The 13,791-nt window shown below is 57.4% G+C and carries 7 protein-coding genes; 6 read left to right on the top strand and 1 reads right to left on the bottom strand.

The window, feature by feature from the left end:
- The first annotated feature begins 9 nt into the window (after nucleotides 1-9).
- Genes CLU94_RS03800 through CLU94_RS03780 form a run of 5 tightly spaced genes read left to right on the top strand, consistent with a single transcriptional unit; the run spans nucleotide 10 to nucleotide 10,823 of the window.
- Entirely contained in the window at nucleotides 10-3,246 is a 3,237-nt protein-coding gene (locus CLU94_RS03800; RefSeq protein WP_099664678.1) for a helicase-related protein, read from the top strand.
- The gene (locus CLU94_RS03795) at nucleotides 3,243-4,025 is read left to right on the top strand and encodes a DUF4391 domain-containing protein (protein ID WP_099664677.1); all 783 of its coding nucleotides are present in this window, start codon (nucleotides 3,243-3,245) and stop codon (nucleotides 4,023-4,025) included. Before CLU94_RS03800 ends, CLU94_RS03795 begins: the two co-directional genes overlap by 4 nt.
- Nucleotides 4,026-4,027: 2 nt before the next feature.
- Nucleotides 4,028-5,884, top strand: coding sequence for an ATP-binding protein (locus tag CLU94_RS03790; protein ID WP_099664676.1), 1,857 nt, complete (start codon nucleotides 4,028-4,030; stop codon nucleotides 5,882-5,884).
- Between the two features lie 23 nt (nucleotides 5,885-5,907).
- Nucleotides 5,908-7,824 (top strand): site-specific DNA-methyltransferase, encoded by a 1,917-nt coding sequence (locus CLU94_RS03785; RefSeq protein WP_099668148.1) that lies wholly within the window; start codon nucleotides 5,908-5,910, stop codon nucleotides 7,822-7,824.
- Nucleotides 7,825-7,826: 2 nt separating this feature from the next.
- Nucleotides 7,827-10,823, top strand: a complete 2,997-nt coding sequence (locus CLU94_RS03780) for a type III restriction-modification system endonuclease (RefSeq protein WP_099664675.1) — start codon at nucleotides 7,827-7,829, stop codon at nucleotides 10,821-10,823.
- On the opposite strand, the gene CLU94_RS03775 is transcribed toward CLU94_RS03780, so the two are convergent.
- The gene (locus CLU94_RS03775; RefSeq protein ID WP_099664674.1) at nucleotides 10,775-11,080 is read right to left on the bottom strand and encodes a hypothetical protein; all 306 of its coding nucleotides are present in this window, start codon (nucleotides 11,078-11,080) and stop codon (nucleotides 10,775-10,777) included. The genes CLU94_RS03780 and CLU94_RS03775 overlap by 49 nt on opposite strands.
- 630 nt (nucleotides 11,081-11,710) lie before the next feature.
- Between CLU94_RS03775 and CLU94_RS03770 the strand changes: the two genes are divergently transcribed.
- Nucleotides 11,711-13,756 (top strand): multicopper oxidase family protein, encoded by a 2,046-nt coding sequence (locus CLU94_RS03770; protein WP_180278587.1) that lies wholly within the window; start codon nucleotides 11,711-11,713, stop codon nucleotides 13,754-13,756.
- Nucleotides 13,757-13,791 lie beyond the last annotated feature (35 nt).

Here is a 13,791-nt window from a genome sequence, read left to right as displayed (position 1 = left end):
GGGAAGTTCATGAAGCTGGTGCAAAACAGCGGCTCAGACCGCGTGATTGATCTGCTGCTGCCGCATCTGGCGCCCGGCAGCAGGCTGGGCTGTATCACGCCTTCGTTTTCGCTACATGCATTTGCCGAGCTGCGCGAAGCTCTAAATGGACTGGAGCAAGTCCAGCTCGTCCTGCCTGCTGACAATGACTCGTTAGAGCTTCTTGGTGGGGAGGGGGATCGCGCCCAACGGAATCGTCTGCAGGCTCGATGGTTGGCGAACCAGTGCGCTCAGTGGTTGGCGCAGAAGGCAGAGGTGCGCCGCGTGCATGGCCGAGTTCCCCAAGGTGCCGCTGTACTGACAGGCGCTAGTGATGAGCCGGATCAGGCGGTGCTGGGGTCGTTCGCTTTAAGCTCTGAAGGCTTGGGATTGGCTCCGGGCAACCCATTGAACCTGATCCAGGCCTCGGAGTCGCGCGACGAGGCCCGCACACTGGCGCGTTGGTTTAACCAGCAGTGGAGTATGCTGCGGTCTCAGCCTGACGGCATCCAGAGCTTGATTGAAGCTCTGAAGGGTATGGCGGCGCATCGCCCTCCGTTCGAGGTGTATGCATTGATCCTGCACCACCTGTTAGGCAACCGTGACGAGGCACTGGACGAGGACCGCATTGTCAAAGCTGCTACTGGCATTCGCAATACCATCATCTGGAAAAAGCTCTTCAAATTCCAGCGTGATGGCGTCGTGGGGGCTATCGACAAGCTGGCTCGATTTGGTGGCTGCATCATCGCGGACAGCGTGGGTCTTGGTAAGACCTTCGAGGCCTTGGCCATTATCAAGTATCACGAGCTGCGGAACGACCGTGTGCTGGTGCTGGCTCCAAAGCGCTTGCGCGACAACTGGACGCTTTACAAAGCCAACGACCGCCGCAATATCTTGGCCGCCGACAGGCTCAACTATGACGTCCTGAACCATACCGACCTATCGCGCGACGGTGGCCAGTCCGGTGACATCGACCTCGCGCACGTAAATTGGGGTAATTACGACTTGGTCGTAATCGACGAGTCGCACAACTTCCGCAATAAGAAATCACCCAAGCAGGGCTCCGAGACCCGCTATCACCGACTGATGCGTAAGATCATCCGCGAGGGGGTTAAGACCCGGGTATTGATGCTCTCTGCCACCCCTGTCAACAACCGGCTGTCCGACTTGCGCAACCAGATCGCCTTCGCCACCGAGGGCGATGACACGGCGCTGCAGGACCATGGCATTGACAGTATCGAGCAGACGACCCGCAAAGCACAGATACAGTTCAACCGCTGGCTGGACCTGCCTGAGGAGGAGCGCAATCCCGGCCGCTTGGTCGAAATGCTGGGCTTCGACTACTTCACTCTGCTCGACCATCTGACCATAGCTCGTTCGAGGAAACACATCGAACGGTATTACGGCACAGAGGAGACCGGCCGGTTTCCAGAGCGTCTCACGCCAATCAACATTAAGGCTGACGTTGATACTGCCGGGCAGTTCCGGGCGATCCGCGAAATCAACCTGGAGATTCGTCGCCTAAACCTTGCCAGCTATGCTCCTATGCGCTACGTGTTGCCCCACAAAGCGGATGCCTACGACGCCAAGTACAGCACGGAAATCCGTGGCGGCGAGAGCATATTCCGGCAGGCTGACCGTGAAGAGAGCTTGATTCACCTGCTGCGCGTCAACGTGCTCAAGCGCATGGAGAGCGCTGTCTCCTCGTTTGCGCTCACCATCCAGCGACAGCTCAAGGATGTCGAGACCACGCTGACCCGTATCGAAGAGCACGCGGCAGACGCAGGCGAAATGGAAGAGTTGGAGATCTCGGACGTCGACATCGACGATCCTGCTTTCGAGCAGTTGCTGGTCGGCCGCAAGGTTAAGGTCCTGCTTAGCGACGTGGACCTGCATCGATGGAAGCAGGACCTCATCGAAGATCGCAACCGGCTGGATAATCTGTTGAAAGCAGCACAGCAGGTGGACGCGACCCGCGATGCCAAGCTGGCCAGGCTGCGTGAGGTGATCGAGCGAAAGTGCCGTGAGCCCATTAACCAAGTAGGTGGCCGGGCCAACCGCAAGGTCATCATCTTTACCGCGTTCTCCGATACGGCGGAGTACCTATACGCTCAGCTTGCGCCGTGGGCCAAGCAGACGTTGGGACTTGACTCCGGTCTTGTGACCGGCACGGCGGGTATCCAGTCTACGCTACCTGGCCTGCGCAAAAGCATGAGCAGCGTTCTTTCCGCTTTCGCTCCCCGTTCCAAGGAACGTCCAGCCGAGCTGGCGGAAGAGGGGGAAATCGAGCTGCTGATCGCCACCGATTGCATCTCCGAAGGCCAGAATCTGCAGGACTGCGACTGGCTCATCAATTACGACATCCACTGGAACCCGGTTCGTATTATCCAGCGATTCGGGCGGGTGGACCGCATCGGATCGCCCAATCAGAGCGTTCAACTCGTCAACTTCTGGCCCAACATGGAGCTGGAGGAGTACATTGGATTAGAGCAGCGTGTGAGCGGCCGCATGGTGTTGCTGGATGTGTCGGCCACTGGGGAAGAAAACCTGATCGAGCAACAGTCGGGCAATCCGATGAATGACCTGGAGTACCGGCGCAAGCAGCTGCTGAAGCTTCAGGACACCGTAATTGACATCGAAGACCTTTCAAGTGGTGTCTCCATCACCGACCTCACTCTAACGGACTTCCGCATTGACCTTGCGCAGTTCATGAAGGAGCATCCCGGTCTACTGGAAGAGACGCCTCTTGGCACCTACGCTGTGACCTCCACCATTGATGCCGACATTCCCGCAGGTATCGTCTTCTGCCTTCGCGCTGAGGGTGCAGCAGCTGCCAAGGGCGAAGCGTCGGACTATCCGCTTGCACCGATCTACCTGGTGCACGTCGGCGATGACGGCGCGGTTCTACTGCCTTACCCGCAGGCCAAGCGCATCATGGACAGGCTCAAGCGTGTAGCCTTAGGCCGTGAACTTCCTGATGACGGTGCTTGCGCCCGGTTCGACCGACAGACCCGTCAGGGTGACGATATGCGCCACGCACAGAAGTTGCTGGCGGCGGCCATTGCCTCGGTGGTGGGTAAAGCAGAAGAGCGTGCAGTGGCCAGTCTCTTCTCACCGGGGGGAACCCATGCCATGAAAGGTGAGTTCGCTGGCGCGAACGATTTCGAGGTGCTGGCGTTCATGGTCATTTTGCCAAGTGGTTTGTCTCCACAAGGAGGTTCTACTTGAGCGACTCCGCGCGCACCCTGCACGACGCCATCGTGGCGTCCCTTGCCCTGCCGGCGAGTTGCAGGGTGGACCAGCGCGTGCCTAAAAAGATGCTGGCGGAGCATGGTGGTGCGACAGCCACCGACCGCCGGCTGCTGACCGATGGCATTGCCGAGGCCCATTGGCTGGCAGCGCTCAAGCCCACCACGGTGGCAGTGCCGGCGTGGTGCGATGAGGCGAGAGAATACCTGGAGCTGGCGGTACTCGCCGTGGAGCTTCGTGCTAGCCATGCTTCGGGTGCTCAGCGTGAGCGACTAAGTGAGCTCGTTCATCGTGCTGTACCTTATCCGGTTCTGTTGCTCATCCTTACCCCAGATTTGGTGGAGCTGAGCTTGGCGCATAAGCGCGCTGCTCAGAACGAGGCGGGTAAGGTCGTGCTGGATGGCGAGCTGATAAGGCTGGTTCTGGGAGAAGAAGAGCCGGTACCGGACGGGTTGCTTGCAGCCCTGGCCGTCGATTGCCAGCCCCACCAGCACCTGATGGCTTTTTACCAGGGTTGGATCGACACGCTGATCGCTGCTCAGGCGGCGAGAGTGACTGGTCACTTTGTTGTCGCCGTAACGCCAGATCAAGCCGCTTCGCGACGGGCCGCCTTGCGGGAACATCAGCTTCTTGAGCAGGAGGCCGCCCGCTTGCGGGCCCTGGCTGCCAAGGAAAGCCAGATGGCGAAACGCGTGGAATACAATCTGGCCCTGCAAAAAGTGCAGATGGGGCTGCTCGCCGCCAAGGAAGAACTTTGACAATGAACGACGCAAACCGCAGTGCGGAGGACTTGCTGCAGGAGCTGCAGGCCATCGATGAGTCTCATCGGATAGAGGCCAAGCAATGTACCCAAATAGACCGCTCAATCATGGAAACGGTCTGTGCTTTTGCCAACGAACCTGGGCTGGGTGGCGGCTACCTGCTGCTGGGAGTGGTACGGGACCCAAATGATTTATTTGGCACGGCATATGAGGTCGTCGGCGTAAGCAATCCCGACAAGTTACAGTCGGACTTGGCCAGCCAGTGCGCCTGTGTGTTCAACCGGCCTTTACGTCCCCGCGTATCTGTCGAGGCTATCCACGGTAAGACAGTAATTGCCGTTTATGTGCCAGAAGTTGCACCGACCGACAAGCCTATCTACATAAGCAATCTTGGCTTGCCGCGAGGAGCCTTCAGGCGTGTCGGATCGACGGACCAGGAAGGCAGTGAGGACGACCTGATCACGCTTTACGCTGGGCACCAGACCGACACGTTCGATGGGGCCGTTTTGGCGGACACGGACCTGAGCGATATCGACACTAGCGCGGTCGAGGATTACCGGCGACAACGGTCCAAGATCAATCCTAGCGCTGAGGAGCTCACCTGGAATGATCATGACCTGCTGCGCTCGCTCGGTGCACTAATGAAACAAGGCGATCAGCTCAAGCCGACAGTGGCTGGGCTGCTCTTGTTCGGTTCTGCGCAGGCATTACGCAGGTGTTTCCCCATGATGCGAATTGATTACATTCGCGTGCCTGGCCGGCAGTGGGTTGAGGACCCTTCACATCGTTTCGACACCATGGAGATACGTGCGCCACTGCTGACTGCCATTCGGCGGGCTACCAATGCTGTGCGCGACGAACTGCTCCAGAGCTTCTCGCTGCCAGAAGGGGCCATCGAGCGTGAAGACGACCCGACGTTGCCACTGCGAGTGATTCGTGAGGCTATCGTCAACGCGGTGATGCATCGTAGCTACCGCATTCACGGCGCCATCCAGATTATTCGGTATTCCAACCGACTTGAGGTCCGCAATCCAGGGCACTCGATCAAGGCCGAGGAGCAACTTGGGGAGCCGGGCAGCGAGACGCGGAACCCACGTATTGCTGCGGTGCTCCACGAGGTGAACGTTGCGGAAACCAAGGGCAGCGGCATCCGTGCTATGCGAGAACTGATGGTTCAGCACGACCTACTGCCTCCAACCTTTGAGTCCACTCGTAGGCCCGACCAGTTCGTGGCTACTTTCTTGTTCCATCACTTCCTGGGTAAAGATGACATCGTATGGCTGCGACGATTGACGACTGAGGCCCTGAGTGACGAAGAGGCACGTGCGCTTGTCTTCGCCAGGGAGGTTGGAGCCATTGATAACGCTGCCTACCGCGCGATCAACAGGACTGACACGTTGAACGCATCGACCCACCTGCGGAGGCTTCGCGATCTTGCATTGTTGGCCATGAAGGGCAGTGGGAGTCGCACCTATTACCTCCCAGGACCGATGTTTGAGGCGCTGGCGGCCCGGGGCACCACCGAACTGGTGCCCAACGACAGTTTGGGCACCACCCCCTCTGAATTTGGGCACCAGTCTCTGGTGCCTATCCCGGAGCCTATCCGGGTCCAAATTGCCCAAGCAGGCGTCAAACCCCGCCAGAAGGAGGTCCGTCAACTTATTTTGGCTCTGTGCCAATGGTGTCCACTGAGTTCGCGAGAAATAGCCGCAGCACTGGGCCGACAAGACGCGAAGAAGCTCGTCCGTAACCATCTTAGCCCCATGGTGGCTGAGGGCCTGCTAGCCTACACCATTCCGGAAATGGAAAACCATCCCGATCAGAGGTATACAATGCCCGGCTCGCCTCAGAACTGAACCAAGAACAACAAATTATGACCATGCAGAAGATAGACGTCACCTCGCCAGAAGCCCAGTCCGCAGACTTGGTGGTTAGCAACATCGCCCAACTCAAGGCGCTTTTTCCGGAGCTTCTCACCGAAAGCTCCAAGGGTGCAACCATTAACTTGGATGTGCTGAAGGCCCTCGTAGGTGACGCCACGGTCACTGATGCCGATGAGAAGTACAGTTTGAACTGGCATGGCAAACGCCGGGCGCGTCAACTGGCGTTGATGCCGAGCACCGGCACGCTGCGCCCATGCCCGGAAGAGAGTATAGATTGGGACACTACCCAGAACCTCATGATTGAGGGCGACAACCTGGAGGTACTCAAGCTGTTGCAGAAGAGCTATGCGGGCAAAGTCAAGCTCATTTATATTGATCCGCCGTACAACACCGGTAAGGACTTCGTGTACCCGGATAACTTTCATAGCAGCATTAAGAACTACCTAGAGTTAACTGGTCAGGCTGAAAACGGCGCAAAGTTATCTACGAATAGTGATGCTAGTGGACGATATCATACGGATTGGCTGAGCATGATGTACCCGCGGCTGAAGTTGGCACGAAACTTGATGAGGGATGATGGGCTCATCTTTGTGAGTATCGACGACACCGAAGTTCATCATCTTCGAGCAATGATGTCGGAGATTTTTGGAGAGGAAAATTTTGTAGGGAATATTGTCTGGGAAAAGGCCTACACGGCAAATATGACGGCGAAATTTATCTCGAACACGCACGATCATATTGTGGTGTATGCGAAGAACATTGAATTCGCCGAGGTTGGAAAGTTTGAGAGAACTGAGGACCAGATTGCCAAGTTCCGCAATTCAGACGATGACCCGAGGGGAGTATGGAAGGCTGAAAATCTATCGGCCGGCAAATACTATGCAGCTGGCCAATTTGAAATTGTCGGTCCCACAGGAACGAAGTTTAGTCCACCGCCAGGGCGCTACTGGCGGTGCAACGAGCGGCAGTATAAAGAGTGGCTAGCTGACGGTCGAATTACTTTCGGACTGTCTGGCGAAGGGCGTCCGATGCTCAAGAAATTTCTTTCTGAGATGGAGGATGGGCTTACTCCGAGTACGTGGTGGGTCCACGATAAATTTGGGTCGAACAAAGAGGCGAGTCTTGAATTAAAAGAACTCTTTGATGGTGGAGCATATTTTCAAACCCCGAAACCAACCAAATTGTTGAAGCGGATTTGTTCACTCGTTACGTCGGGTGAGGATATTGTAATGGACTTCTTTGCTGGCTCCGGCACTATGGGGCATGCCGTATGGGCTCAAAATCTGGAAGATAGCGGCAGCCGTCGCTTTGTTTTAGTTCAATTGCCCGAGCCGTTAGACCCCGATAATAAGGACCAAAAGGAGGCCGCTAGATTTTGCCTCAGTCAAAGTAAGCCGCTGAATATATCTGAGTTGACGAAGGATCGTTTGCGTCGGGCTGCTATCAAGTTGCGAGCAAATGCTCCTATGTTTCCTAGCGAGATGGGCTTTCGCGTTTTTAGACTGGATGCTTCCAATATCCAGGCATGGACACCACAGCCAATGGACATTGTTCAAGCACTGTTTGAGCACCAAGAGCACCTTCTGCCCGGCCGTACCGAGCAAGACTTGCTCTACGAACTGCTACTTAAGCTGGGTCTCGACCTTTGCGTCCCGATTAAACAACTGACTATAGCAGGCAAGTCCGTTCATGCAGTGGGTGCCGGCGTGCTTCTGGCTTGCCTAGCCGAGGATATTGCCGCCACTGACGTGGAGGAACTGAGCGAAGGTATTGTCAGGTGGTACCAGGAGCTCGCACCGGTCGGTGAGGTTACTTGCGTGTTCCGCGACAGCGCCTTTGCCAATGATGTCGCTAAGACGAATATGGCGGCGATCCTGCAGCAGCAGGGCATCCAGAACGTCCGGAGCCTGTAAGCATGAAGTTGCATTTCGAATCCGACTTGGACTATCAGCAGCAAGCCATTGAATCCGTTTGTGATCTATTCCGGGGGCAAGAGACTTGCCGTACGGAGTTCACCGTTTCCATGCGTCTGCCCGAGCAGCAGCTAACTCTGGGGGTGGCAGAGACCGATCTTGGGGTGGGCAATCGCCTGACTTTGCTCGATGATCAGTTGCTGAAGAACCTACAGGATGTTCAGCTACGTAACGGCCTAGCACCGGCCAGCACGCTGGTGTCTGGCGATTTCACTGTAGAGATGGAGACCGGGACAGGGAAGACATACGTGTACCTGCGCACGATCTTCGAGTTGAACAGGCGCTACGGCTTTACCAAGTTCGTCATCGTCGTACCTTCTGTAGCGATTAAAGAAGGGGTTTACAAATCGCTACAGATTACGGAAGACCACTTCAAGGCCCTGTATGCAGGCGTGCCGGTGGACTTCTTCCTGTACGACTCCACTAAACTGGGGCAGGTGCGCAACTTCGCGACCAGCTCGGCCATCCAGGTGATGGTGGTTACGGTCGGAGCCATTAACAAGAAAGACGTCAACAACCTCTACAAGGACAGCGAGAAGACTGGTGGCGAGAAGCCAATTGACCTAATTCGAGCATCGAACCCTATCGTCATCGTTGATGAGCCCCAGAGCGTGGACGGTGGCCTTAGCGGCGCCGGCAAGACTGCGCTGGACGCTATGAATCCTCTGTGCACCCTGCGTTACTCGGCCACTCATGCCGATAAGCATCACATGGTTTTCAGACTGGACGCGGTGGACGCCTATGAGCGTAAGCTGGTTAAGCAGATCGAAGTTGCGGCGGCCACTGTGGAAGATGCATTCAACAAGCCCTACGTGCGGCTGGTAGGTATCACTAACAAGCGTGGCCGCATTAGCGCACAAGTGGAGTTGCACATTCAGGAAGCCGCTGGGCCGAAACTAAGGGAAGTGTCTGTGAGTGATGGGGACGACCTGCAGCAGGTCACCCATCGAGCGATCTATGCCGACTTCCGTGTGGGCGAAATCAACAACGGTAAAGACGGTGAGTTCTTGGAGTTACGCTACCCTGGTGGCGAAGAAGCTCTTGGTATTGGCGAGGCGTACGGTGCAGTAGAAGAACTGGCAGTGCAGCGTGAGATGATCCGCCGCACCATCCGCGAACACCTGGAGAAGGAGAGGCTTTTGCGGCCGAAAGGTATCAAGGTGTTGTCGCTGTTCTTCATCGAGTCGGTAGAGCGTTATCGCAAGGTGAATGCCCAAGGGCAGGCTGTGAAGGGGGAGTACGCACGCATCTTCGAGGAGGAGTATCGTCGTGCGGCTAAACTCCCGACCTTCCAGAGCCTGTTTTCCGAGGTCGATTTGACGACTGCAGCCGAGGAAGTTCACAACGGCTACTTCTCCATCGACAAAAAGGGCGGCTGGACGGAGACCGCAGACAACAACGCTGCTGGCCGCGAGAACGCTGAGCGGGCCTACAACCTTATCATGAGGGAGAAAGAGCGGCTGCTAGACTTCGTTACGCCATTGAAGTTTATCTTCTCGCACTCAGCACTTAAGGAAGGCTGGGATAACCCCAATGTGTTCCAGATTTGCGCCTTGCGCGAGATGGGCTCTGAGCGCGAGCGCCGCCAGACTATCGGTCGTGGCCTGCGCCTATGCGTGAATCAAGCCGGAGAACGGGTACGGGGCTTCGACGTCAATCGGCTTACCGTGATCGCGACTGAGTCGTACGAAGACTTTGCGGAAAACCTTCAGAAGGAGATTGAAAAGGATACTGGCATTCGTTTTGGTATTGTGGAGCCGCACCAGTTCGCTGGCATCCCGGTGGCGAGCGCTGATGGGCAGGTGGTGGCCCTCGGGGTAGATCAATCCAAGCAGCTATGGGAGCACCTGAGGGCTGTCGGCTACATTGACGCCAAGGGGAAAGTGCAGGACTCGCTCAAGCAAGCCTTGAAAGAGGGTACGCTTGTGCTGCCTCATGCCTTCTCCGCGCAGCGCACGCAGGTGCTGGAGCTTCTGCGCAAGGTCAGTGGTCGCTTGGAGATAAAGAACGCGGACGAGCGTAAGTCGGTTGCGCTGCGCAAGGACGCTGATGGCAAGGCAATCACGTTGGGTGATGAGTTCAAGGCCCTCTGGGATCGCATCAAGCATAAGACAACTTACCGGGTTCAGTTTGACAATGCCAAGCTACTTCAAGATTGCACGAAAGCGCTGCGTGACGCGCCGCCGATCCCGAAGGCACGCCTGCAATGGCGCAAGGCTGACATCGCTATCGGCAAAGCTGGAGTCCAGACCACAGAGCAAAAGGACGGCGCGTACACCGTTGGACTGGACGAAGCGGGTATCGAGCTGCCTGACCTGTTGACAGACCTTCAGGACCGTACTCACCTGACCCGCCGAAGCTTAGTCTCGATCTTGACCGAGTCCGGCCGGTTGGATGACTTCCGTCGAAATCCGCAGCAATTCATTGAGCAAGCGGCCGAGCAGATTAATCGCTGCAAGCGCTTGGCCTTGGTGGATGGCATTAAGTATCAGAAGCTGGGCGAGCAGCAAGTTTACGTCCAGGAGCTATTCGAGCAGCAGGAGCTTACGGGCTACCTCAAGGGCATGTTGCAGGATACTGCCAAGTCCATTCATGAGCATGTGGTCTACGACTCGACTACTGAACGTGACTTTGCTCAAGCGCTGGAGTTCAACCAAGACGTGGTCCTCTACGCCAAGTTGCCCAACTGGTTCAAGGTGCCCACCCCGTTGGGCAACTACAATCCAGACTGGGCGGTGCTGATGCAGAAGGACGGCGTGCAGCGTTTGTATTTCGTGGTGGAGACCAAGAGCAGCCTTTTCGCGGACGATTTACGCGACAAGGAGTGGGGCAAGATCGAGTGTGGCAAAGCGCACTTCGCTGCCTTAGCGGCAGGTGAGAACCCAGCACGTTACCTGGTGGCGAGGACCTTGAATGATGTGTTGCAGTCGGTCAGTTGATCAGCTGCCTTGGTTGTGGTGATGGGGAGAAGGCTGCGTCTCGGGAGTGAGACGTTAGGCCCTCCTTCAATATCTTGAAGCTCGGACGCGACCAGTTGGTCATGGCAGAACGTCTGGGACCATGTTTCTTCAAACGCCGCGTCCAGCACGCGATCCTCCTCACCAGGTCTCAGGCGACGGTCGAGTTCGTTGAAGTGCGGTGGGCGCTTCACCCCGTCCATCGGGTGCTGGAGGAGATGGACGTACCAGGTCTTCATGGCGATGTTGCAAACTGCGGAGAAAATGTCGAGCTCGCGGTCTATCGTCGACTAAATCGAAATGTTCTACACTCCCAATTGCCGTCACGGTTCTGATGACTGGCTCTCGCTAGCAGAGCTTTAACGAAGCAATTTTGAACGGTTCGCGGTTGTCTGGCAGACTCCTGGCGATTCACTCTGCCATTGACTAACAACCTCTCCACCCCAGTTGTCACTGGGGGGGAGGCAGGGGGGTAGGGCCGACGTATGCTTTGTTTTTCATAGGCATGTTCTACGGACACCGTCTCCGCCAGAATCAAATAAAAAAGCCTCCCCTGCGGGAGGCTTTTTTATTTGTCTGGACGGAACGGTGGAATTCGAAGGGCTGGGCCGTGCCGGCCCAGCCCTCTCCGAATCGCCCAACCACCGCGCTCCGCGCGGGCCGTTGGCCGCGCAGCGGCCAACGCCGTCCCCCCATCTCAGGCTCCAGCAGCCAGCTCGCCCGTCGGCCCCAGTTACCTCAGCAATAAATACAACAAGTGACTTAGTGTGAGTATTGACTCTTTGTCATTATGGATAATGGCAATGTTATTAATAAAAATACGCATGCCCCGCCATGCTTCCATTGTCCAGTCCAATCGAGGAGTTGTCATGTCCCACCGCATTCCCCGCAGGTATGTGTCGCTGTGCCTGGCCGCCATGCCGTTCGCTTGCAGTGCCGCCTTCGCCGCGGAAAGCACGGTCAATCTGAATGTCGACCTGAGCCTGCAGTCCGTGCCCAAACTCGAGCTGCGCCTGCTGCAGGAGCCGCCGAAGCTGAAGGCGCGCGCCAGGCCCGCCACGCGCGCGGCGAGCAAGCGCGACGAGTACGAGAAAGCGTACGACCTGTACATCCGCTATGCCAACGGCAGCATCTATAACCCGACCACGGCCAAGCATGACAAGGTGCGCCTGCGCTCCTACCAGCAGACGGACGGCCTGGCGCTCGATGGACGCGACGAGAATGCGGCCACCTTCATGGCGCCCACCGTGGTGATGGCGCCGGGGCAAACCGTGCGCTTCAAGCTGCATAACCAGTTGCCGGCGCTGCCGGACGAGCAGTGCGCGACGAGCGATATCAATGCAGCGCGTCCCATTGGCTGCTTCAACGATACCAATCTGCACTCGCATGGTCTGTGGGTCTCGCCCTCGGGCAATAGCGACAACGTGTTGATATCGATCAAGCCTGGCGTGGATTTCGAGTACGAATACAATATTCCCATCGACCATCCGGCCGGCACGTTCTGGTATCACCCGCACCAGCATGGCTCGACGGCGATGCAGGTCGCCAGCGGCATGGCCGGCGCGCTGGTGGTCGAAGGCGACCGTTATCCGAGCGCCACGGCGAATGGCGACCTCGATGTGATACTGAAGCCATTCCAGCCCGACGACGGCAGCGGCAGCGCCGGCGAGGTGATGCTGCTGCAGCAAATTCCCTATGACTGCCCCAGCAACAGCCTGACGCCGACGACGCCGTGCGCCACGGACGGGGTAGGCGTGCTGGAGGATTTCGGTCAGGTCAACGATCCGAATGCCTGGCTGAAGTCGGGCCGCTATACCTCCGTCAACGGCAAGGTGCAGCCGGTGCTGAAGATGAAGACGCAGCGCCTGTACCGCTGGCGCATGATCGACACGGGTTTCCAGGCAACCGTGGTGCTGCGCATCCGCCGCGCGAACGATCCGCAAAAGCTGTTCAAGGCGCTCAGCGTGGCCAACCAGGACAAGGACGTGATGGAGCTATGCGATGGCGAGGACGTCACGCAATTCGAGGTGGCCAGCGACGGCTTGACGCACGACAGGATCATCCCCAAGACCTTGAACTACCTGCAGCCGGGCTACCGCAGCGATATCCTGTTCTCGCTGCCGAAAGCCGGCGCCTATTGCGTATATGCGGAAACCAACGTCAACAACATGACGACGATGCATGACGTCAACAACACGCGCCTGATCGGCGTGATCGCCGCCAAGACCAACACCAAGGCATCCGCACGCGTCAGGTCGGGCGAGTCGCCGCGCGATTTCCTGCTGGCCGAGTTGCGCAATGCCGTCCAAAGCCTGCCCGGCGCCCAGTTGCCCGATAGCGTCAAGAGCACGATCCTTGGCGACCTGGAGAATGGTCTCAAGCTCGGCAAGTTCGTCCCACATGCGGGCTTCAGCGCGGCGGCAAAGGACGCGATGCGCGGCAAGAAGAAGGAGTATGTGACCTTCAATATCGCCAAGTTGGGCGGCAAGGCCCGCTTCATGGTGGAAGGCAAGCCGGAAGACTCGCCGATACCCGAGCTGAAGTATGTCTATGACCCGCACCGCGTCGACCACACGCTGGTGCTGGGCACCGAGCAGATCTGGGAGCTCGCTTCGAAGAATGGCAGCCACCCCTTCCATATCCACGTCAACCCCTTCCAGATCATCGGCATTAGCCGCACCGACGGCGGCGCGGTCGATGCGCAATACAAGGATCTGATCGGCACGTGGAAAGACACCTTGCTGGTGATCGAAAAGCACAAGATCGAGATCGCCACGCGTTACCAGCGCTACATCGGCGAATACGTGCTGCATTGCCACATCCTCGAACATGAAGACCAGGGCATGATGCAAAACGTCAAGGTGGTACTGCCGGATGGCAAGGGCGGCGGCGACGCGGGCGGACACGGACACTGACCGTTCCTGGCGGCAGCGCGTCCGGCGCGCGTCCG

Source organism: Janthinobacterium sp. 13 (genome assembly GCF_002749695.1).
Classification (GTDB): domain Bacteria; phylum Pseudomonadota; class Gammaproteobacteria; order Burkholderiales; family Burkholderiaceae_D; genus Janthinobacterium; species Janthinobacterium kumbetense.
This window is presented reverse-complemented; position numbering and strand designations above follow the sequence as displayed.

Excerpts from the sequence above, each read along its gene's own strand:
- CLU94_RS03770 (WP_180278587.1), top strand. The coding sequence starts at position 11,711 with ATGTCCCACCGCATTCCCCGCAGGTATGTGTCGCTGTGCCTGGCCGCC.
- CLU94_RS03775 (WP_099664674.1), bottom strand. The coding sequence starts at position 11,080 with ATGAAGACCTGGTACGTCCATCTCCTCCAGCACCCGATGGACGGGGTG.
- CLU94_RS03780 (WP_099664675.1), top strand. The coding sequence starts at position 7,827 with ATGAAGTTGCATTTCGAATCCGACTTGGACTATCAGCAGCAAGCCATT.
- CLU94_RS03790 (WP_099664676.1), top strand. The coding sequence starts at position 4,028 with ATGAACGACGCAAACCGCAGTGCGGAGGACTTGCTGCAGGAGCTGCAG.
- CLU94_RS03785 (WP_099668148.1), top strand. The coding sequence starts at position 5,908 with ATGCAGAAGATAGACGTCACCTCGCCAGAAGCCCAGTCCGCAGACTTG.
- CLU94_RS03800 (WP_099664678.1), top strand. The coding sequence starts at position 10 with ATGAAGCTGGTGCAAAACAGCGGCTCAGACCGCGTGATTGATCTGCTG.